Source organism: Mycobacterium sp. NGS68 (assembly GCF_059812195.1).
In genome coordinates, this window is the sequence record NZ_JCALCE010000009.1 from 35028 (window position 1) to 57158 (window position 22131).

Here is a 22131-nt window from a genome sequence, read left to right on the forward strand (position 1 = left end):
GTCAACGTATCTCGCCGGCCCGGGATCATGGTGGTGATGTCCGCCGAGTTGCTGCATGGATTCCCGCCGGTGATCGACGACCGCGCCCGGGTGCTGGTCCTGGGCTCGTTCCCCAGCGTCCAGTCGCTGGCGCTCGGGCAGTACTACGCCAACCCGCAAAACGCGTTCTGGCGCATCACCGCGCAGCTCTACGGCTTCGACCCGACGGCACCCTACGACACCCGGCTGGCCGCGCTGCGCTCCCACGGCGTCGCGCTGTGGGACGTGCTGCACTCCTGCCGCCGACGCGGCAGCGCGGACGCCGCGTTCGACCCGAAGAGCTTGGTGACCAACGACTTTGACGGGTTGTTCGCCCGCTATCCGGCCATCACGCGGGTGTACTTCAACGGCGCCAAGGCGGCGCAGCTGTGCGCCCGTCGGGTGCAGCTACCCCAGCGGATCCGCGCCGAGCGGCTGCCGTCGACCAGCCCGGCGCACGCCGTCAAACCGGGCGTGAAGCTCGACGCGTGGCGGGCGCTGTTATGAGACCGGCGGCCGCCGGTGGGCCCACGGCCGGGCCGCCTCGATCTGCGCGGACAGCGACAGCAGCGTCGCCTCGTCGTACGGGCGGCCGACCAGCTGGATGGCGATCGGCAGGCCGTCCTCGTCGAAGTCCCACGGCACCGCGGCGGCGGGCTGCCCGGTCAGGTTCCAGACCTGTTGGTACGGAACGCGTTGCCCCACCAACAGCAGCGTCGACACGGCGCCACGGCGCGCGTAGGCGCCGACGCGCGGCGGGCCGGCCGCGTTGCCAGGGGTGACGACGACGTCGACGTGGTCGAAGATCGACTGGATCCGGTTGCTCAGCGCGGCCTCGTGCGCCCGCACCGACTCCATCCGCCGGTCCGAGAAGTAGGAGCCCATCCGCGCGATTGCCCGGGTGCGCGGCTCCAACCGTTCGGGGTGGGCCTGCGCGTCGGCGTCGTCGCTGATGCCCCGCAGGTAACGAGGCAGGTAGTTGGCGTAGAGCTTTGCCGGGTATTCGGGGTCGCGGACGACGACGTCGTGCCCCAGCTCCCGCAGCAGCGCGCCGGCCTGCTCCACGGCGGCCAGGTGATCGCGCCCGACGCGGACCGGCATCGGCGTGGGCACCTTGGTGCTCAACGCGATTCGCAGCCGGCCGGGCTCACGCGTGGCCGCGGCGACGAACTCGCCCTCCGGACCGGGCACGCTCGAGGTGACGTCCAGGAACAGCGCCGCGTCGGCCACCGTGCGCGCAATCGGGCCGTTGACGCTCAGGCCGTACCACGCGTCGTCGTGCGGCTCCAGCGACACCCGGTCGCGCTGCGGCTTCAGGCCGTACACGCCGCACCAGCTTGCCGGGATGCGGATCGAGCCGCCGCCGTCGGAGCCCAGGGCCAGCGGCGCCAAGCCGGCGGCGACCGCGGCGGCACTGCCGCCACTGCTGCCGCCCGGCGTGCGCCGGGGGTTCCACGGGTTGCGGGTCGCCCCGAAGGTCAGCGACTCGGTGTAGGAAAACATCATCAGCTCGGGCACGTTCGTCTTGCCGATGATGACCGCGCCTGCCGCGCGCAGCCGCCGCACCACCTCCGCGTCGGAGTGCACCGCGGGCCGGTGCCCGCCGCCGCCGAAGGTCGTCACCTCGCCCGCGACGTCGACGTCGTCCTTGATCGCCATCGGCACGCCGAGCAGCGGCAGCCGCTCCCCGGCGTCCAGCCGGTCCTGCGCCAGGTAGGCCTCCTCGCGGGCGTCGTCGGCGAGCACCACGCGGTAGCAGCGGAGCTGGCTGTCCAGCGCGCTTATCCGCTCCAGGTAGACCTCGAGCAGCTCGGGCGCCGTGACGTCACCGTCGGCGAGCATCCGGGCTTGGGCGGCCGCGCCGGCAAAGGCGAGATCGCTAGGGTCCACTGCGGCAGCGTATCTCGCCCGTCGGGGAGGGCCCCGGCCCGGTCCAAGTACGGTGGGCGGCATGTCCTGTGTGTTCTGTGCGATCGTCGCCGGCGACGCCCCGGCCATCCGGATCTGGGAAGACGACGACTACCTGGCGATCCTCGACATCCGGCCGTTCACTCGCGGCCACACCCTGGTGATCCCGAAGAACCACACCGTCGACCTCACCGACACCCCGACTGAGACGTTGGCCGGGATGATCGCGGCCGGGCAGCGGATCGCCCGGGCGGCCCGCGCGACGGAACTGGCGGACGCGACCAACATCGGCATCAACGACGGCCGCGCCGCGTTCCAGACCGTGTTCCACATCCATTTGCACGTGCTGCCGCGGCGCAATGGCGACAAGCTGTCGGTGGCCAAGGGCATGCTGTTGCGCCGCGACCCGGACCGCGAGGACACCGCCCGGATCCTGCGGGACGCGCTGGCACGCATCTAGAAAGACGGTAAGACTGGGGCGATGAGCAATCTGAAACCGCTGGAACGCCTGCTGCTGCCGATGCTGCGGGTGCACGACACCGTGTACCAGAAGACCGACGGCTGGATCGGCCACGTGATCCCCGGAATGCCGAACAGCCTGCTGCTGCACAGCGTCGGCGCCAAGACAGGCAAACCGCGCACGTCAACGCTGACCTACGCGAAGGACGGTGACTCGTACCTGATCGTCGCGTCCAACGGCGGCGCGGACAAATACCCCGCCTGGTACCACAACCTGCGCAAACACCCCGAGGTCGAGATCAACGTCGGCCCGAAGCGCTTCGCGGCGACCGCACGCAAGATCACCCCCGACGACGCCGACTACGCCAGGCTCTGGGCGATCGTGAACAAGAACAACGGGAATCGCTACGACGGATACCAAAACCGCACGTCAAGGCCCATTCCGATCTTCGCGCTGACTCCCGCGTAACAGCAGCACCAGGTATCCAGCGGCACCGGCGCGCAGCGGTTTATTCTGCTAAGGGCGCGGTGAAGCCGGCGCTTGGAGCGGGGACCTGGAGCAGGAATGAAGCGCTGGACGGGAATGCCGTGCCCGTTCACCGGGCTGTCCATGGGCGTCAGTTGCGCGATCGCCGCCGGATACGTGCTGGCGGCGGCGGTGGTCGCGGCGTCCTGGGTGTGGGGTTGGCAGGGCGCGTACGCGACCCGTCCGCTTGACCAGCTCGTATCGGTGCTGTGCCTCATCGTCACGGCGGTATGCGCCGCCAGGGCCTCCCGCGCGGCGGCGGCCCGCCGCCGGATCGGCTGGGCGGCGATGGCGGTCGGCTTGCTGGGCTGGGCGATCGGCCAGGTGATCTGGGCGGTCTACGACGTGCGCTCCGACCTTGACCACGCCAATCACCCGGCGACCGCCGACATCGTCCTGATGCTGTATCCGGCCGGCGCCATCGCCTCGCTGGTGCTACTGCCCAGCCGAGGTAAGCGCCATCTGTGGCGGACGGTGCTGGACGGCATCATCGTGGCGAGTTCGCTGTTCATGGTCGCGTGGGTGTTCGTCATCTCCAAGCTGGTTCGCGAGGACAGCCAGTCGTGGCTCACGACGATGACGCACATCTTCATCGACGTCGTGGTGGTGACGTCGGGCATCCTTGTGCTTTCGCGGGATCGCCCCGGCGGGCGGCGCAGCATCAGCCTGTTGGCCGGCGGCATCACGACGATCGGCGTAGCCGACATCCTCATCGTGTTCCAGACCGGGATCGGCACCTTTCACACCGGCGACCTGGTGGACCTGACCCGGGTGGCCGGGCTGGGCATGATCACGCTGTCGGCGTTGTCCAGCGTCAACGAGACCCCGCCGTCGTCGGCGCCGGACGAGATCGTCTCCCGCGGGCGGCTGTGGCTGCCCTACCTGCCGCTACTGCTGGCCGCGGCCGTCGGGCTAGGGCACATGATCGGCCGGATGGAGCATGGACCGATGGTCCTGGCGCTCGGCATGCTGGTGGGGGCGGTGCTGGTCCGCCAGCTCGTCGTCCTCGTCGAAAACCAAGGACTGCTGTCCGAGGTGGCGCAGGAGGCCTTCCGGGACAGCCTGACCGGTCTGGCCAACCGCGCGCACTTCCTGCATCGATTGGACGAGGCCGTCCACCGCCGACAGCGGGACGACACCCCGATCGCGGTGTTGTGCCTGGACCTGGACAACTTCAAGTCCGTCAACGACGCGCTGGGGCATCCCGCGGGCGACGAGCTGCTGATCAGGGTCGCGGGGCGCCTCACCACCGCTCTGGGCGGCACCGGCACGGTGGCGCGGCTCGGCGGTGACGAATTCGCGGTGCTCATCGAGGGTTCCGTCCAAGAGTGCCAGGCGGTGGCGCACCGGGTGCTGGACTCGTTCGCCACGACCATCGTGATCGACGGTGTCCCGCTGCAGGTACGGCCGAGCATCGGCTTCACCGTGGCCACCGCCGAGTGCACCGTCGACGAGCTGCTCCGGCACGCCGACCTGGCCATGTATGCCGCCAAACGGGAAGGCGGCCAATGCATTCGCAGTTTCGTTCCGAATTTGCCGTTCCCCTACGAGATGGCGCAGTTCGCCGAGACGGCGATATCGGCGCCCGAGGACGACAGCGACGACCCGGCCGCACCCCGGGCGCCCGGGCTTCAGGGCCTGCACGGTCCGCAGGCCGCGGTAGCGCGGACGATCAGCACGCTGGTACCGGCCGCGCCGCCCACACCGGCCCACCCCGGCGAATTGCCGCACGGCATTCGCTGGCCCCCGCTAGCGATCCGAATCGCCCTGGGGCTCTTGGTGATCGGGGTCATCGTCTTCACCGTCGCGAGCCTGATGGTGCGGGCCGGCCGGCCCGAGGCGTTCTTCACCGACTACCTGTATCCGGCGCTGAACCTGTTCTCGGCCGTCCTGGTCGCCGTCCGGGCGTACCGCGTCGTGGTCGACCGCTGGGCCTGGGCGTTGATCGCGGTCGGCATGGCCTGTTCGGCGCTCGGCGACGTCGTCTACACGCTGTGGGTGGCCCCGGGCCAGTCGCCGTCGGTTGCCGACCCGCTGTATCTGGCGTTCTATCCGCTGGTCTACGTGGGACTGCTGCTGCTGATGCGGACCCGGCTGCGGCGGGTGCCGGTGCCCATCCGGCTCGACTCCCTGGTCTGCGGGCTGGCCATGGCCGCGGTGGCCGCGGCGCTGGCGGCGGGCCCGATGCACCGGGCCGCGATCCGGGCACCGGCGACCGTGCTGGTGGGCATGGTCTACCCGTGGGGCGACCTGGTGCTGTTGGCACTGGCCGCGGGCATACTGCCGATTCTCGGCTGGCGCAACGAGTTTCGCTGGGGCCTCCTGGTGGCGGGGTTCGTCACGTTCGCGGTCACCGACACCCTGTACCTGTTCGAAACCTCGGGCGGCACGTATCGGGTCGGCACCCTGCTCGACGCCTGCTGGCCGACGTCGTCGTTGCTGGTGGCGATAGCCAGCTGGGCGCCGTGGTCGTCGGCTGCACCGCTGCCGAGGCGCGGGCTCGGCTCCTATACCGCGCCGGTAGCCTGCACGGTGGTGTCGCTCGCGGTGGCCGTCCTGGGCCATGATTCACGCGTGGCCGCGACGCTGGCCGCGCTGAGCCTGATCGCCGTCGCCGCGCGGTTCGCGGTGACCTTCCGGGATGTCAGCATCATGGCCGAGAGGCACAAGCAGGCCATGACCGACGAGCTGACCACGCTGCCCAACCGGCGCTCGTTGGCGACGGCGCTGACGGAGATTTCCGGGTCTTGCAGCGGCGGGCTATCCGGGCGGGCCATCTCCGTCCTGTCGAGCCCGACGGGCGACCGGGTGCCGTCGCGCCGCGCGCTGCTGCTGCTGGATCTGTCTGAGTTCAAGGAGATCAACGACTCGGTCGGCCATCACTTCGGTGACGAGCTGCTGTGCCAGGTCGCGACCCGGCTGTCCAACAACGTGCGCCGGGAGGATCTGCTGGCCCGAGTCGGCGACGACGAGTTCGCCATCCTGCTCGCCGAAGGTGCGGACGTGATCGCCGCGCGGGCGCAGGCGGGCCGCCTGCTCGAGGCGCTGAGCGAACCGGTGGTGCTGGATCCCATCACGGTGCAGGTCGACGCCCGCATCGCGATCGCGCTGTGCCCCGACCACTGCGACCATCCGCAGGAGCTGCTGAACCGGGCCGAGACGGCGATCCCGCACGCCAAGTCCGCCCCCAGCCAGATCGTCGTCTACGACCCGACGTTCGAGCTGTATCGCGAGAACGACCCCAACCTGATCGAGGAACTGCGCGCCGCGCTGCTCGACGGCGACGCGCTGACCTGCCACTACCAGCCCAAGATCAATGCCAGCGACGGCAGCGTGCACAGCGTCGAGGCGCTACTGCGTTGGCATCATCCGCACCGCGGCCTGCTGCTGCCCGAGGAGTTCCTGCCCGCCGCCGAGCGCGCCGGGCTGATGCGCAAGGTGGCCAACCGGACCGTCAACCTGGCTTTGGAGCAGATCCAGACGTGGCGCGAGCAGGGCCTGTCGCTGACGGTGGCGGTGAACCTGTCGACCACCAACCTGCTGGACCTCGACCTGGTCGGCACAATCGAGCGGCTGCTGCAAACGCACGGCCTGCCGCCCGACGCGCTGATCATCGAGATCACCGAGAGCACCCTGGTCGACTCGGCGCGGTCGCGTAACACCGTCGCCGCCTTGCAGCGTCTTGGCGTGCGCATCTCGCTGGACGACTACGGCACCGGGTGGTCGTCGCTGGCCCGCCTGCAGGACGTCTCCGTCGACGAGTTGAAGCTGGACCGGGTGTTCGTGGCGCGGCTGGCCCACGACCCGCGCTCGGTGGCCATCGTGCGGTCGACGGTCGCGCTGGCGCACAGCCTCGGCGCCGACCTCGTCGCCGAGGGCGTCGAGGACGACGTGACGCTGGGCGCGGTGCGACGCTACGGCTGCACCATCACGCAGGGCTTCGTGCACAGTCCCCCGCTGCCCGCCGACGACATGCGGGATTGGATCGCCGCCCACACCCCTGATCCCGCCGCGCGCGAGTCGCAGCAGGCGCGCGTGACGGAGTAGGGGTTTCTGCCGCTTCGAGTGTGGGGGTTTTGCACGCCCGCAGGGCAATTCGCGTGCGTAAGGCCCACACTCGGCGAGCGCTCTACCGCTTAGTGGCCGTCCAGACACCGTGGCAGAAACGGTCGTCCCACGTGCCGTCGCGGATGACCCAACGGCCACCTTCCTTGGCGAAGACACCCTTTACCGTGGAGTGGTCGTAGGGACCCCAAGGACCGTCGGCCACGAACGATCCGTCGGCGTTCAGCGGCCCGGTCTGCCCGAAAACACTCACCATGTTGCCTTCCAGCTTGACGGAGAGGGGTGCGTCGGCAGACGCCGCGTTGACCCCGTTGCACACCCAACTGATGGTGTGCCGCATATAGATCCCGGCGATGCCGTCGTTGGGTGCCGGTCCGGTGCTGGGCGCGCCGGCGGGTGGGGCGACGGGGCCGACGTGCGGTGTGTCGTTGCCGCCGGTGGTTCCGACGGGGCGGTTGAACGCCTTGCCGGTGACGACGTCGACGAGCACGAAGGTGGCGATGTTCGCCTTGCTGGGCGCGACCGCGGCCAGGGCGTCGGGGTTGTAGCCCGCCCAGCGCGTGCCGACGGGTTTGACTTCGCCCGTCAACGCCGACGGCGCGGTCAGCGGGTTGCCGCAGTAACAGCGGGCGCGGGGCACGCCGTGGGCGTCGGCGAACACGGCGGTACCGGGCTGGAAGACCGACTGCAGGGTGGTGGGGTGGGTTCCGTCGAAGCCGTGATTCGTCACGCGGGTGTCCACCCGCAGCACGGCCGGGGTCAGCTCGCGCAGGTAGGTGGGGATGTCGGCGGCGGTCAGGGCGCGACCGCCGCTCCAGGACAGGGTGGGGTCGCTGTTGAGGGCGTCGACGAAGGCGCCGGCCTGGGCGGGGTGGCTGCCGAGGAAGTCGATCATCTTGTCGCGGTCGCATTCGGCGTTGTTCATCGTGCCGCCGTAGAGGCCGTCGCGGTCGCCGGGCAGCGACTGGGTGACCACCGGCCCGTTGCCGTGCGGCGCCAGGGTGGGCGGCGGCTGGGTGTTGGTCGGCGGCGGCGTGGCCGCGGGGGGCATGAACGGGTTGGCTCCGGCGTCGGCGGCGGCGGTCAGCACCAGCTCCGTCGTCGGCGTGGGCGACAGCACGTTGCGCAGCACCACGCCGGCGGCGACGGCCGCGACAAGCACGACCGCCGCCGCGGCCGCTATCAACCATTTGCGCTTTGACCGTGGGGCAGGCGGCGGCGGGACGGGCTCGGCGAGCTGCCGTCGGGACGGCTTCGTGGTCGGGGCGCCGCGGGCCGGCGCGGGCACTGCGCCGAGGGCCTCGCGGGCGGCAGCGGTCAGCTCCTTGGCGCTGCCGTAGCGCGCCTCGGGGTCCTTGGCCATGCCGGTGGCGATCACGTCGTCAAAGCCGGGCGGAATCGTAGGGTCGTGGCGGCTGGGCTTGGGCGGATCCTGGGTCAGGTGTCCGACGAGCTGCTGCTCCATGCTGTCGCCGGGGAAGGGCTGATCGCCGGTCAGGCATTCGTAGAGCACGCAGGCCAGCGCGTACACATCGGAGCGGGCGTCGGCGGCCCCGGACTCCAGCCGCTCCGGCGCCATGTAGGCCAGCGTCCCGACGATCGAGCCCGTCTGGGTCAGCTTGGTGGCCGTCGCGTCGTGCGCGATGCCGAAGTCGATCAGATAGACAAAGTCATCGCCGGCCAACAGCGCGTTGGAGGGTTTGACGTCGCGGTGTACCAGCCCGGCGGCATGCGCGGCATCCAGCGCGGCGCCCAACTGCTCGACTACGGCCACGGCCCGCTGCGGGGCCAGCGGGCCTTCCCGCTGCAGCACGGTGTGCAGGTCGACCCCATCGATGATCGGCATGGTCAAATACAGGCGGCCATCGATCTCGCCGGACTCGTGCACGGGAATGATGTGCGGCTCGGTCAACCGGCCCGCGAGACGGGCCTCGCGGCGAAACCGCTGCTCATACCCCGGTTCGGCGGCCAACTCGGCCGGCAGCACCTTGATCGCCACATCACGGTCCATCGCGGTGTCGTGGGCCTTGTACACCTTGCCCATGCCGCCCTCGCCGATCAGCGCGACGAGCCGGTACCGACCGAAAGCCACCTCATCCATCAGCGAGTCCTTCTCAGGCCGTGTGCACCCTGGCTAGCTGGGTGTGCCGGATTTTATCTCGTCTATGAATTCGGCATGCGTTGTTTGTGTGCCGGACACTCGAGAAGCTGCGGCGGCGTTAAAAGGGGGCTAGAACAGCTCCTTGGCCAGCAGCTCCAGCGTCGCGACCCGGGCCGGCGCGGTGGCCGGATCGGCGCCGCGGTAGGCCGACGCGACGGGGTGCACCATGACCTCGTCGACGTCGAACCTGTCCGCGAGCGCCCGCAGCTGCTCGGCGGCCTCTGCGGGAGTGCCGACGACGGCCTTTCGCAGCCCGCTGTCCACGATCTGCTGCTGCTCGGGCGGCAACTCGGCAACCTGGGCCTCCTCGACCAGCGGCAGCGGCCCCAGCGGTTGACCGGTGCGCAGCCGCGCCATCGCCTGCAGGTTGGGCATGATCAAAGCCGTTGCCTCGTCGCGGGTTTCGGCGACGGCGGCGTTGACGGTCAGGAACGTGACGGGCTCGGCGGCCAGGTCGCTGGGCCGGAACCGCGACCGGTAAACCTGCAGCGCCTCTTCGGTGCCCTTGCCGGAGAAGTGGTGGGCGAACACGTACGGCAGGCCCTTGGCGGCGGCCAGCTGCGCCGAGTACATCGACGACCCCAGCAGCCACAGCCTCGGCTCGCTGGTCGCGGCGGGCGTGGCCTTGAGGCGGTAATCGCCGGAGCGCAGCGGCACGACCACGCCGCGCGCGCTCATCAGCGCCGCGACGTCGTCCAGGTAGTTGGGGAAGTTCGCGATGTCTTCCTCGCCGCGCCCCCCGCGCAGCATGTAGGACGTGACCGGGTCGGAGCCGGGCGCGCGGCCGATGCCCAGGTCGATGCGGCCCGGGGCCGCGGCCTCCAGCAGGGCGAACTGCTCGGCGACCGTTAAAGGAGCATGGTTGGGCAGCATCACGCCGCCGGACCCAAGCCGCAGCCGCTCGGTGTGCGCGGCAAGGTAGGCGATCAGCACGGGAGGGCTGGTGGCACCGACGGACGGCATGTTGTGGTGTTCGGCGACCCAGTAGCGGGTAAAGCCCAGTCGGTCCGCGGCCTGCGCGAGCTGCACGGTGGCCGCGAGCGCTTCGCCGGTGGACTGGTCTGTGCGCACCGGGACTAGGTCGAGTACAGAAAGATGCACGTTGGCGTCAACGCCGTCAACCCCCCGAACGTTCCCGCGAGCCGCCGTGACTTGGCGCAGGCCACAAAGCACCTAATTCGCGACCAACGTATTGACGACGCCGGAGTTGTCGGCTCGGGCATCCGCCGGCTGAGCTGCCAAGACGCGGCCACCCGCAACCGGTTACGACTTTTCCAGGGTGAACTGGTTGACGTCGACGTAGCCGATTCGGAACATTCGCGCGCAGCCGGTGAGGTACCTCATGTACCGGTCGTAGACTTCCTCGGATTGGAGTTCGATCGCCTCGCTCTTGCGCGCCTCGAGTGCCTCGGCCCACAGGTCGAGGGTTCGTGCGTAGTGCCGCTGCAGCGACTGACGTCGGGTCAGCGTGAAACCCGAATTCGCCGAATGGTCCTCGACCATCTCGATGGTCGGCGGCCGCCCGCCCGGGAATATCTCGGTGGCGATGAACTTGAGGAATCGGGCCAGCCCCAACGTGAGCGGCAAGCCGCGCTCCGTCATCTGCCGCCGCGTCAGCCCGGTGATCGTGTGTAACAACATCACACCGTCAGCGGGTAACAGCTTATGGGCCAACGCAAAAAAGTCACCGTGACGATCGTGGCCGAAGTGCTCCAAGGCGCCGATCGAGACGATGCGGTCGACGGGTTCGTCGAACTGCTCCCACCCCTTGAGCAACACCCGCCTGGCGCGCGGGATGTCCATCGTGCCGAACAACCGCTGTACGTGGGCGGCCTGGTTTTTCGACAGCGTCAGGCCGATGACGTTGACGTCGTACTTCTCAATCGCCCTGACCATGGTGGCGCCCCAGCCACAGCCGACATCGAGCAGTGTCATCCCCGGCTGCAGACCGAGTTTGTCCAGCGCCAGATCGATCTTGGCAACCTGCGCCTCCACCAGCGTCATGTCCGGGCGCTCGAAGTACGCGCAACTGTACGTCTGCGTTTCGTCCAAAAATAGCCGGAAGAACTCGTCGGACAGGTCGTAGTGCGCCTGCACATCAGCGAAGCGCGGCGCTAGGTTGTCGCCCATGGGGACGCAACTATAAGCGCTGATGACCGGCCGCGGGCCGACCCGCACAACGAGTTTGCACGGAATATCTCCCTGCGGCCTTCGACTCTGGTTGCCGAAGCCGTTGCGGTGGAGTCAGTTTCGCAACTAGTTTGCCTGTTGCCACTACGGCCTGCGTCGCACACGACACGCCCGAATTCAATTGCACCGTCCCGCAAAACCGAGTGTGGCCGGCTTTCATTGCGATGCAGCGACTTAACTCAACACGCCGTCGATCACGGGCGTGTCGAATTTAATCGACCAGCGACCAAGTGCTTCCGATTATGTTGTACTGCAATAGTTTTCAGAATACGGCCACGAGATTGCTTGCGCCATCAGGTCCTATCGACCGGCGCGGCCGTGGCCTAGACCGGAACGGACGGCTAGCCTCCTGTTGCCGAGCATCGCGGCTAACGTGAAGGAGTATTCCATGGTTAAGAATGTTCGCCGCAGCACCGCAGTGGTGCTGTCGTCAACCGCCATCGTCGGCGCGGCCGCTCTGCTTGGCGACTACCAGATCGGCGGCGCGGGGGGTGTGACCATCTCCAACCAGGGGTCCCCCATCCACGCGTACGCCGCTGACCCCAACACCGACAACGGTGGAAACCTCAACCCTGGTGGCGGTGTCCCCGCTTACCCGGCGCCGGCGCCGGCGCCGGTGGCTCCCGCGGTGCCTACGCCCGAGGTACCCGTACCGGCCGCGGGTCCCGCAGGACCGGTACCCGGATTGGAAGCTCCCGGCGCCGGACCCGTGGGACCAGCGCCCGAGGTACAAGCACCCAGTGCGGGACCCGCAGGCCCGGCACCCGAGGTTCCGGTCCCCACCGTCGGCCCGGCGGTGCCGACGCCCGAGATCCAGGCCCCCAGCGCCGGCCCCGTCGGACCAGCTCCCGAGATCCAGGCCCCCAGCGCGGGCCCCGTCGGACCAGCGCCGGCGATAGCGGGACCCAACGCCGGACCCTCACCGGGGATGCGCTAAACGCCATTTCTCGCCGCGCCCACCTGCGCGACCAATCACCCAGCGCTGCTCGTAAATCGTGGCCTGTCATAAAAAGGACGGCAGCCCATCGTCAATGCAGCCACAACATGCGCATATCTAATTGCGCATCGCCGCCGCGGCCCAACGCAACAACGAATCAGCCTCCCCTAATCGCCTGTATGTCAGCGGATTTAGCGAGCCCATACTGAGTTCGCGGCGATGACGCCGAGATATTCGCCAGCCCTCGACATATGCGGAACCGGTTGGATATCGTCGTGGCCAAGGGGGTGTTTATCGACGTTCACAATTCATCGAATCCAACACGCACATTTCCGATTGCATATCACAAGCGAATGGTGCAGGAATTCCTTGACAATAAAGGCGGCACTACCACAAACTGAGGCGCAATTCACCGTATCGGATTTTATCCATGAAGTATGGAGCCAAGTATGTCATGGTCCCCCAGCGGATTGGAGCCGCCGCGGCCCACACGCCGACCATGTATCCCAGCCAGGCGCAGTACTTCCCGATACCGTCGTCACGGCGGTGGTGTCATGACCGCGCCAATTACCTTGGGATCCGCGCAGTTTGGTGCGCTCGGCGATCCGAACCGGCTGTGCATCCTGAGCCGGCTCTGCGATGCGGGCCCGAGTTCGACGACGAAGGTCGTCGAGGTCGTTCCCATCACCCGTCAGGCGGCCACCAAACACCTGGAGTTGCTGGAATCGGCGGGCCTGGTGCGCAGCTGCCGGCGCGGCCGCGAACGCATCTGGACGGTTCAGATCCACACGCTGGCCCGCACAATCGACTATCTGGCCCAGTTGGCGCGCCGATGTCACGCGTCGTCGGATCAGTCGCGGCAGCCGGTCCACACGCGCACGGCCAAGGGACTCGGCGCGCGGTGATGGGCGGAGATGGACACTTCGCTGCTCGCCAATTCTGCCGCCCAACGGTTCTCGGTCGACAGGCCGCGCCGGGACGACGCGGGACGTCACGCTATCAATCCCTCTCAGACCAGCGCCCAAGGAGACACCAGCAGTGCCAATCGATTACGCCCTGTTGCCGCCGGAGGTCAACTCCACCCGGCTGTACGCCGGCCCGGGGCCGACTTCGCTGCAGTCTGCAGCGGCCAGTTGGGCAATGCTTTCCGAAGACCTGGAAGTCACGGCGCAGACCTACGGATCGGTGATCCAAGAGCTGGCAGCCATGCAGTGGCAGGGCCAGTCCTCGGAATCGATGATCGCCGCGATCACTCCGTATGTGGTGTGGCTGGGCACGACCGCGGCACGGGCAAACCAGGCGGCCACTCAAGCCACCGCCGCGGTGGCGGCGTTCGATCAGGCGATTGCGATGACGGTGCCCCCAGAGTTGGTCGCGGCCAACCGTTCCCAGCTGATGACACTGATCGCGACAAACTTCTTCGGTCAGAACACCGCCCTGATCGCGACCACCGAACTGCAGTACGCCGAGATGTGGGCCCAGGATGCCGCGGCGATGTTCGCCTACTCCGCCGCCTCGATCGCTGCGGCGACGTTGGCGCCGTTCACTTCTCCGAACCCCACCACCAATGCGTCCGGTCTGGTCGCGCAGAGTGACTCGGTGGCCAACGCGGCAGCGGGAGACGGCAGCATCGTCGCCGACATCCTGGGCGACATATTGGAATTCCTCGCGGGGGCGATCTTGCCCATCGCGCCCGAGCTGTCGCCGATCTTATTCGGCCTCGGCGAGGCAATTCAGTTGGTGGGCAACGCACTTCCCAATATCGTCAAGAAGGACTTCACCATCCTCGACGGCATCTTCGCGTTCTACGCGACGATCAGTTCGGTCGGCACTCTGTTCGGGATGGCCAATGGCACCGTCGGGGTGGAGAGGAGCCTGGGCCTCCTTCCCTACATGGGCCCGCCGGTGGCCGAAGCCGCAGCCAAGGCGGCCCCGGTGGCCCCAGAGTTGCTGGCCCCCTTGAACTCCATCGCGAGGTCCCTCTCCGGTGCGACGTCGTTACGCGGCTCGGTGGCCGCCTCGATGACGAGTGCCGGACGGATCGGGCACATGTCGGTCCCGCAGGGCTGGCTCGGACAGGGAACAGCGTCGACCGGCCTCGTCAGGGCGGCCGGCGATGCCACGCCCCTGACGACCGTGCAGCTGGACGACGGCGTGGGGTCCGGGATGCCCGGGATACCCGGGGTGCCGCTCGGCGGAAACTCGCGGATGGCCGCAGTGCCCCGGTACGGTCTCAAGCTCACCGTCATGCAACGCCCATTCGCGGGCGGCTGACCAACACGCGCATAACCGGTTGCTCGAAACTCGTTAAAGTATTTTGTCACAGTACGTTTCGGCTGCTCATGACTCCAGTCCGTGTTAGGTTTCATGGACTGAGCGATCGAAAAGGATTCGCGTATAAGCGAATTGATTTGGAGCAAGCAAAGTGTCATACGTGGTTGCTACGCCGGACGCGCTGCTGGCGGCGGCGGCGGATGTGGCCGGCATCGGCGCGCATATCGACGAGGCCCACGCGATCGCGGCACTCCCGACGACCGAAATCCTGGCGGCGGCCCGCGACGAGGTGTCAGAACGGATCGCTGCGCTCTTTTCCGCGCACGGCGAGAACTATCACCGACTCGCCGCGCAGGTCTCGGCATTTCATGACGACGTCGTGTCCGCATTGCGCGCCGGTGCGAATTCCTACTCTTCCGCCGAGGCCGCCGCGGTCGAGCTGCTCGGGCAACCGCTGACGGGGACGGGCGGCATGTTGTCCGAGGCCGTAGGGCAGCTGCAAGGCACCTTCGCCGCCGCGGAGTCCAGCGCGCTGACGTTGCTGCCCACGGGCGGTTCGATCGGCCCATGGATCGAAAATCTCTACAACGAAGTCGAACCCTGGGTGAAGTACGGGGTCAACCTGAGTGCATATGCGGTGTGGTATGCGCCGATCGACTTCTACGGTATTCCGTTTAACTTAATCGGACCGCAGATTAACTTTCTCTACGGCCTCTATGAACCGATTGTCAAAGGCGCGCTTTTCAACACCATCGACTACCTGGACGCGACGGTCACCTTCGACCAGGGACTGAGCAATGTATGGTCAGCCACCACGAGTTCGATCAATCAGTTCCTCAACGCCGAAGTCAACATGGGTGTTCGACTTCTTCCCGGCGCCGCCGTTGCCGACGCCACCGATCACGGTGGGCGATATCCTCGCCGGCATATAGCTTCAACACGCGCGCCGGGGGTTGCCTAGCATAGCTAACTCTGTGCTCTGACGTGGTACCTTCGCCACATTTAGCCAATATTTACAAATACTGACTCGCTCCCACGAAGGGGATGCTATGTCTTTAATGCGCACGTCGAGCGGCTTTGCCCGTTGCTGTGTGATCTACACCATCCCGCGTCACGGGCCGGGGCCCGCCGATCACTAACGCTGTGTATCGGCTTACGACTCAGAAAACGGAGACGCGTATGACCCACCCAATCACGCTCGACGCTGAGGGGCTGGATCGGCTGTCGTGTGACGCCAAAGCCAACCCCGAAACCGGCAAGAAGACCCTCAAGGCCAAGACCGTATGTGAAGACGGCTTCCGCAACATGACCTACGTGCGCAGCCTGGCGCCGATGCTCGTCGGAGAGCCGCCGGCGCTGCTGGGCGACGACTCCGCGCCCAATCCTTCCGAGACCGCCCTGGCAGCCCTGGGCTCCTGCATCTCCGTGGGTTTGCTGGCCAATGCGACTCATCGTGGCGTGGTGCTGACGAAAATCGAGGTCGAGATGGAGGGCGACATCGACATCTCGGCCGTGTGGGGTGTGGGCGACATTCCCGAAGGAAAGCGACTTGGGTTTAGCGAAGTGCGCTGCAAAGTGACGCTCGCCGGGGATACTGACGACGTGACGCTCCAGGAGATCCACGACAACGCAATCGCCTGGTCGCCCGTCGTCAACACCTTCCGCCGCCCGGCCGCCGTCCTCTCGACCCTGAACACCCCGTAGGCGCCAGAGGAATAGGAGGAATCCGGTGACCACAGCAGTCAATGCGGTGAACGATCTACTCGAACGAGAGCTACTTGCCGACATCCGCGCCCATGCTGCTGCGCTGGACCGTGGCGAAGACACCACCCGCCGCAGTTTCACCGGGCTCGGTGCCGCGGGAGTGCTCGGGCTGGGCGCTCCGGGAAACGCCGACGGCGCGCTTCCGCAGATGGCCGACGTGATCAGCATGATCTCGGGCGAGTGCATGAGCACGGGATTTTCGCTGTGGGCTCACCGGATGGTGGTGGAGTACCTGCTCACGGCTGCAACGCCGTTCAGCCTCAGGGCGGTGCAGCCCCTGCTCGCCGGGACCACGCTGGGGGTCACCGGAACCGCATCGGCGTTCAAAGCGGCAGCGGGTTGCGGCAGCCTCGATTTGACCGCTGAGCCGGTCGAAGGCGGTTACTGGCTGAGCGGATCGATCAGGTGGGCCAGTAACCTCTACAACGATTCACTCCTGGTGACCGCGGCGCGCACACCCACCGGCGACAGGTTGATCGTCGCGGTGCCGCTGACCACGCCGGGAGTCATCGTTGGCGAACGGTTCCAATTGCTCGCGATGGACAGCACGGCGTCGTCCTACCTGGAATTGCGCAATGCTTTCATCCCCTCGGAGCAGGTGTTGTCCACCGATTTCGACGGGTTCCTGGACGCGGTCCGCCCGACGTTTCTGATCCTGCAGTCGGCTATGTGCGCCGGGCTGACGATCACCACCATGGAGCAAAGCCAGCTGGGATTGGCGGCGGGGATCAACTCGGTGTTGGAGAGCGAAGTCCTCGCGGTCGCAGAATCGCTCGCCTCGGTGCAGGCGACGTTGGCCGCCGCGGCCGCGGCGGTCGGCGGAGCGCAACCGCCCAGCAAGAAGGAATTGCTGGTGCTGCGTCTCCGGGCCGCTGAAATCGCCAGCGCCGGTGCCGCGTTGGAGGTCCGATTGGCGGGCGGCCGCGGTTACCAGAGCCGCACGCCGGTAAGCCGGCGCTATCGCGAGGCGGCGTTCATCCCCGTCCAGTCACCGTCCGAAACCCAACTGCGCTGGGAGCTTGCGCGATGCGAGTAATTATCTGCACGGGACGAGGATGACCTCGGTGGCGGCCACCACCGAGGGTGGCCGACCCGAAGTACTCGTCGGGGGCATCCCGCTGAGCAGCCTGGTGCGCGACTATCACCGGCCCATGGTCAATTTCGCTCGCACAATGGTCAGCTCGCCGACGCTGGCCGAGGAAGCGGTGCAAGAGGCCTGGGTACAGGTGATGCAATCGTCGGCCGCATTCGAGGGCCGGTCATCCGTGGCGACCTGGTTGTTTGCGATTGTCAAGCACACCGTCTCCCGGCACCGGCGCCGCGAGACCCGGATCCGTGAGCACGAGGTCCTGGGCGAGGAGCCCGATCCCCTGGCCGGGCGCATGCACCCCGCCGGCCACCCTGACGCAGGGCATTGGTGCTCGCCGCCGTCTCGACGGTTCTTGCCGGAAGAACAGGCGGTGACCAGGGAGCTGGTCGGTCATGTGCGGGCGGCGATCGAGGCGCTGCCGGTGCGGCAGCGGCAAGTCATAATCCTGCGCGACCTAGTCGGCGCGTCCGCCGAGGAGGCGGCCAACATTCTCGAACTGTCGGCGGAGGCCCAACGCGCGCTCCTCTACCGCGCCCGGGGAAATCTCCGAAACGAACTGGAGAAGCGAAGCCAACAATGACCGTGCACGACAACAACACTGTTCTCGCCATCGACTGCGTCGACTTCGTTCGCCTCGTCGTCGACCTGGTCGATTCCGATCCCCAGGAGTGGGGGGCGATCGTGGACAAACATCTCGAGGATTGCCACCCGTGCCTGATCTATCTCCAGCAGATGGTCGATCTGAAGTGTCTGCTCGGTCAAGTGATGGAGCAGGAGAAGCTCAGCGACGCGCACATCGCCGGCGTCATCGACGGCGCTCATGCCCTCAGGGAGCAATGCGACTGATTACGAACTCGCTTGACAGACGGGCAGATAGCACGCGGCGCCAGATACTGCAGGCCGCCTCACGGCAATTCGCTCGGCGGGCATATCACGACGTCGGTGTCGGCGACATCTTGGAAGACGCCGAACTGACCATGCGCGCCATGTATTTTCACTTCCGCTCTAAGCACGCGCTGGCAAGCGCAATCATCGAGCGGCAGACTTCAGAAGGCGCCAGGACGCTGGACGATGCTCTTGCCCGCAGACTTTCGGGCTTGGAGACCCTGATCGACTTGTCGTACCTGATCGCGTTGCACGACATCAAGACCGACGCCGTCCGGGCAGCGATCAACCTGGTCGAGTCGATAGGCCAGTCGGAAGGCTTGCAGGAGAAACTCTTCGACGGATGGATCCAGGCCGTGGCCACCGTCGCGGAGCGCGCCATTGACGAGGGCGATATCGACCGACGCTGCGATCCGAACGACCTGGGCCGGCACATCGTGTCACTGCATCTCGGGCTACGCCTGACCGGCAACCTGGACGATCCGGAATCGTTCCTGCGGGACCTCGAGAAGAGCTGGGACACGCTGCTGGCGGGCATCCTGCAACCCGATCGTATCGACTACTTCCGGCAATTCCTCAGGCGCCGAACCACACTCGCGATCGCATCCTGACGTTCGGATGTTGCGACGACCTGTGACGACCTGTGACGCGGGTCAAACCCATCGGGCGTCACGTTGGGGTATCCGCCCAGCACTAAGACGTTATGGTCAGCAATAAAACACGCCTGAGGCGTATCCTGACGCCCACCTCGGTTCCGATACGCATCGCGTTGCGTGTGTTCGTGGTGCTGCTCGTGATCGCGGCCGCCGGCATCGATCCGCATGCCCGGGCCGACGCGCAATCGGCTGTGTCGGGAGCCGGCGACACGTCGCACTTCCTCAACAGCCCGCACATCTACTGCACGCCTTAGTTCTAGCGGGTGCGGCCGCAGCGCGGGAAGGCCACCAGTTCGCACGCCCGATCCACGCCGCCAGCGCCGGCACCGTGATCGTGCGCACCACGAACGTGTCGATCAGCAGACCCATGGCGATGATGAAGCCGGTTTGGACCATTGTCGACAGGCTGCCGAATAAGAGCCCGAACATCGACGCGGCGAAAATGATTCCCGCCGAGGTGATCACGCCCCCGGTCGACCGGACGGCACGGATGATGCCGGATCGGACGCCGAGGCGCGATTCTTCGCGAACCCGGGTGATCAACAGCAGATTGTAGTCGGCGCCGACCGCCACCAGCACGATGAACGCCGTGGCCTGCAAGTTCCAGGAGATGGCCTGATGCAGGATGACCTGGAAGACGAGGACGCCGACGCCCATTGCCGACAGAAACGAAATCACCACGGAGGCAATAAGGTACAGCGGCGCGACGATCGCACGCAGCAGCAGGACGAGGATGACGAAAACCACCAGCAATGTCACGCTGACGATCAGGCGCACGTCGTCGTTGTCGTAGTTACGTATCTCGCTGTACATCGCCGTGGTGCCGAGCACCGAGATCGACGCATCGGCCAACGAGGTGTTGGGCTGCGCCCCGCGGGCCGTAGTGAGGATCGACGACACCTGATCCATCGCAGCCGTACTGAACGGGTCGAATCTCGTCTCGACGACGTAGCGGGCAGAGCGCCCGTCGGGCGAAATGAAAACCTTCGCGGCGTTGCGGAACTCGTCCGAGGTTAGCACACCGGGCGGGATGAACATGCCGGCCATCGAGTTTGGCGAGGCGTCACGCTTCATCGTCAGCAGCAGGTCCGCCGCCCGATTCATGCCCAGACCCAGCTGTTTGGTCTGATCGACGAGGAGCCGCACGCCCTGGGCGAGACGCCGGCTGCCGTCGGCAAGCTGATCGGCGACCGCCTGCATCCCCGCGATCTTCTGCAGCACACCCGCACCGACCCCGCCCGCCGAGCGCAGGCCATTGCGCGCCGTCGCCAACAGCGCGCCCAGATTTCGCACCGCCAGCTGGATTTCCTGGACCTCCGGCTGCGCGCCCAACGCGCCGCTCCCCCCGGCCTGCACCAGCTGCGCAAGCCGGGCGCGTCCCGCGCTGCATCCCGGGTCGGCGGTGCACTGCGGCATGTTGTTCAACACATTCAGGATTGGGCCGCCGGCGTCCACGACGCCGCCGCCTAACGCCGCAAGGGACGCGTCGGCCTGCCGACGGATGTTGTCCATCAAATCCGCTGCGGCGGAGAAGTTCTGCTGGACCTGGTTCACCGTCGCGGAGAGCTGCGTGATGGGCCCACTGGCAGCGTGGATTTGGTCACGAAGCTGGGCAAGGGCGGCCGCCAGTTTGTCGGCGCCGCCGGCGAGCGCGTCGAGGTCGCCGGTCCGGCCGCTGATCTGGCTGGAGGCGTCCTCGAGCTTGTCGCCGACCGCGCCGGCTTGAACGCTGAGCTTGGTCTGGTCGAGCGGCTGGCCATTCGGCCGCGTGATCCCGCGCACCGCGGCGATGTCGGGCAGCTGCGATACCCGCTGCGCCATCTGGTCCAGGTCCGCCAGGGCCCGCGGATTCCGTAGGTCGGTCGGCGAGTGCACGTAGATGTACTGCGGCAGCAGCGCACTGGTCGAAAAGTGATCCGCCATCATCGAAAATCCGACGTTGCTGGGCGCGGATCGGGGCAACTGCATTCGGTCGTTGAAGGTGGGCCGCAACAGGGGCGCGCAACAGGCCAGGGCGGCCAACAACGCGAGACTGACCGCCAAATGCGCTCTGGGCCTGCGCACGATCCGGGTGGCCGATCGTCGCCACAGTGTGCCGGTGAGCGCCGCGCGCGGGGCCACCCAGCCGCGCCGGCCCGCGATCACGACGAGGGCGGGCAGCAGCGTGACGGCGGCAAGAAACGCGATCCCGATCGACACCGCGAGCGCCGGACCGATGCTGATGAACGTGGGCAGGCGGGCAAAGACCATGCAGATGAACGTGATTGCGACGGTGGCGGCTGAACCCGCGATCACCTCGCCGATGGAACTCAAGGCCTGCTGTATCGCCAGATCGGATTCGGATCCCGAGCGGATGTATTCGTGGTAGCGGCTGATCAGGAATACCGCGTAGTCGGTCCCGGCGCCGATGATCATGGCCGACATGAGGGCGATGGTCGGCGAGGACACCGTCAGCCCGAGCCCGGTCAGCGCGGACACCACGCCCTGCGCCGACGACACCGAGACCCCCAAGGTGATCAGCGGCAACAGCACCGTGACGGGCCGCCGGTAGATCAGCAGCAGGATCGTCAACACCATCAGCGCGGTGCCGACCTCGATGCGGTGAACGTCGCCGGCGCCGACGATCGACAGATCGCCGACCATGGCGGCCTGCCCGGTCAGGTTCGCGGTCACGGTGGTGCCCGCGGTCAGGCGGTTGACGATCGCGGCGGTCCGCTGATAGGCCCGCGTCGACTCCGGGGTGGCGGTGGGCGCCCGCAACGTCACCAGCATGTAGAAGGCCTTGTTGTCTTTACTTACCATCAACGGCCGCAGCGCCGGCGTGCTGAAAAGGTCTTGCACGGCGGTCACGTCGTTGGTCGCTCCGCGCAAGGTCGCGGCCAGCCTGCGATAGATGTCGTCGTCGGCGGGTTGCAGACCGCGGTTGTCGGTCAGCACGACGATCAGCGTGTTCTGGCCGAGTTCGCCGAAATCCTTGGCCATCTGGCCGGCGGCCGCCATCGCCTCGGGCGGCAGCGGTTGTACGGTTTGACTTTCGACGACCTTGGTCAACGGGGGGAATGCCACACCGAGTACGCCGACCACCGCAATCCAGGCGGCGACGACGATCCACGGCGCGCGCACGATGAACCGGCCCAGCAGCGAAAACGCTTGATGTGGAGTCGAAGTCGTGGACACGGTGGTCGGTGAGGGCATGAT

The 22131-nt window shown here is 67.2% G+C and carries 19 protein-coding genes; 14 read left to right on the forward strand and 5 right to left on the reverse strand.

Annotated elements, in window-relative coordinates; all coding sequences use genetic code 11:
- Positions 1–36 precede the first annotated feature (36 nt).
- Positions 37–525 carry a DNA-deoxyinosine glycosylase gene (locus AC5Y5V_RS12255; RefSeq protein WP_499934973.1) on the forward strand — a complete coding sequence of 163 codons (489 nt, stop codon included), beginning with the start codon at positions 37–39 and terminating at the stop codon, positions 523–525.
- On the opposite strand, the gene AC5Y5V_RS12260 is transcribed toward AC5Y5V_RS12255, so the two are convergent.
- Positions 520–1908, reverse strand: a complete 1389-nt coding sequence (locus AC5Y5V_RS12260) for an amidase (RefSeq protein ID WP_499934975.1) — start codon at positions 1906–1908, stop codon at positions 520–522. The two genes, AC5Y5V_RS12255 and AC5Y5V_RS12260, sit on opposite strands and share 6 nt — an antisense overlap.
- A 61-nt stretch (positions 1909–1969) precedes the next feature.
- Between AC5Y5V_RS12260 and AC5Y5V_RS12265 the strand changes: the two genes are divergently transcribed.
- The 3 genes from AC5Y5V_RS12265 (at position 1970) to AC5Y5V_RS12275 (ending at position 6958) form a co-directional block, all read left to right on the forward strand.
- Positions 1970–2386, forward strand: coding sequence for an HIT family protein (locus AC5Y5V_RS12265; RefSeq protein WP_499934977.1), 417 nt, complete (start codon positions 1970–1972; stop codon positions 2384–2386).
- A gap of 21 nt (positions 2387–2407) precedes the next feature.
- The gene (locus tag AC5Y5V_RS12270; RefSeq protein ID WP_499934979.1) at positions 2408–2854 is read left to right on the forward strand and encodes a nitroreductase family deazaflavin-dependent oxidoreductase; all 447 of its coding nucleotides are present in this window, start codon (positions 2408–2410) and stop codon (positions 2852–2854) included.
- A 114-nt stretch (positions 2855–2968) separates the two neighbouring features.
- Positions 2969–6958 (forward strand): diguanylate cyclase domain-containing protein, encoded by a 3990-nt coding sequence (locus AC5Y5V_RS12275; protein ID WP_499935338.1) that lies wholly within the window; start codon positions 2969–2971, stop codon positions 6956–6958.
- Between the two features lie 82 nt (positions 6959–7040).
- Here the strand turns inward: AC5Y5V_RS12275 and AC5Y5V_RS12280 are convergent, their stop codons facing one another.
- From AC5Y5V_RS12280 to mmaA2, 3 genes are all read right to left on the reverse strand, one after another.
- Entirely contained in the window at positions 7041–9077 is a 2037-nt protein-coding gene (locus AC5Y5V_RS12280) for a DUF6777 domain-containing protein (RefSeq protein ID WP_499934981.1), read from the reverse strand.
- A 129-nt stretch (positions 9078–9206) separates the two neighbouring features.
- On the reverse strand, positions 9207–10238 hold the full coding sequence (locus AC5Y5V_RS12285) for an LLM class flavin-dependent oxidoreductase (RefSeq protein ID WP_499934983.1): 1032 nt from the start codon (positions 10236–10238) through the stop codon (positions 9207–9209).
- A gap of 162 nt (positions 10239–10400) precedes the next feature.
- Positions 10401–11267 carry a cyclopropane mycolic acid synthase MmaA2 gene (mmaA2, locus tag AC5Y5V_RS12290; RefSeq protein WP_499934985.1) on the reverse strand — a complete coding sequence of 289 codons (867 nt, stop codon included), beginning with the start codon at positions 11265–11267 and terminating at the stop codon, positions 10401–10403.
- Positions 11268–11715: 448 nt separating this feature from the next.
- Here mmaA2 and AC5Y5V_RS12295 point away from each other — a divergent pair, with 448 nt between their 5' ends.
- The 10 genes from AC5Y5V_RS12295 (at position 11716) to AC5Y5V_RS12340 (ending at position 19187) form a co-directional block, all read left to right on the forward strand.
- The gene (locus AC5Y5V_RS12295; protein ID WP_499934987.1) at positions 11716–12264 is read left to right on the forward strand and encodes a hypothetical protein; all 549 of its coding nucleotides are present in this window, start codon (positions 11716–11718) and stop codon (positions 12262–12264) included.
- 554 nt (positions 12265–12818) lie between these two features.
- On the forward strand, positions 12819–13169 hold the full coding sequence (locus AC5Y5V_RS12300) for an ArsR/SmtB family transcription factor (protein ID WP_499934989.1): 351 nt from the start codon (positions 12819–12821) through the stop codon (positions 13167–13169).
- A gap of 139 nt (positions 13170–13308) precedes the next feature.
- Entirely contained in the window at positions 13309–14538 is a 1230-nt protein-coding gene (locus AC5Y5V_RS12305; RefSeq protein ID WP_499935341.1) for a PPE family protein, read from the forward strand.
- 160 nt (positions 14539–14698) lie between these two features.
- Positions 14699–15499, forward strand: coding sequence for a PE family protein (locus tag AC5Y5V_RS12310; protein ID WP_499934991.1), 801 nt, complete (start codon positions 14699–14701; stop codon positions 15497–15499).
- Positions 15500–15717: 218 nt separating this feature from the next.
- Positions 15718–16242 (forward strand): OsmC family protein, encoded by a 525-nt coding sequence (locus tag AC5Y5V_RS12315; RefSeq protein ID WP_499934996.1) that lies wholly within the window; start codon positions 15718–15720, stop codon positions 16240–16242.
- A 25-nt stretch (positions 16243–16267) separates the two neighbouring features.
- Positions 16268–17338, forward strand: a complete 1071-nt coding sequence (locus AC5Y5V_RS12320; RefSeq protein ID WP_499935000.1) for an acyl-CoA dehydrogenase family protein — start codon at positions 16268–16270, stop codon at positions 17336–17338.
- Positions 17339–17357: 19 nt separating this feature from the next.
- Positions 17358–17972, forward strand: coding sequence for an RNA polymerase sigma factor (locus AC5Y5V_RS12325; RefSeq protein WP_499935002.1), 615 nt, complete (start codon positions 17358–17360; stop codon positions 17970–17972).
- Positions 17969–18238, forward strand: coding sequence for a hypothetical protein (locus tag AC5Y5V_RS12330; protein WP_499935006.1), 270 nt, complete (start codon positions 17969–17971; stop codon positions 18236–18238). Before AC5Y5V_RS12325 ends, AC5Y5V_RS12330 begins: the two co-directional genes overlap by 4 nt.
- Entirely contained in the window at positions 18235–18888 is a 654-nt protein-coding gene (locus AC5Y5V_RS12335; RefSeq protein ID WP_499935344.1) for a TetR family transcriptional regulator, read from the forward strand. The genes AC5Y5V_RS12330 and AC5Y5V_RS12335 overlap by 4 nt, the downstream gene beginning before the upstream one ends.
- Positions 18889–18980: 92 nt before the next feature.
- On the forward strand, positions 18981–19187 hold the full coding sequence (locus AC5Y5V_RS12340; protein ID WP_499935008.1) for a hypothetical protein: 207 nt from the start codon (positions 18981–18983) through the stop codon (positions 19185–19187).
- Here AC5Y5V_RS12340 and AC5Y5V_RS12345 read toward each other — a convergent pair.
- Entirely contained in the window at positions 19156–22128 is a 2973-nt protein-coding gene (locus tag AC5Y5V_RS12345; protein WP_499935010.1) for an MMPL/RND family transporter, read from the reverse strand. The genes AC5Y5V_RS12340 and AC5Y5V_RS12345 overlap by 32 nt on opposite strands.
- Positions 22129–22131: the final 3 nt, after the last annotated feature.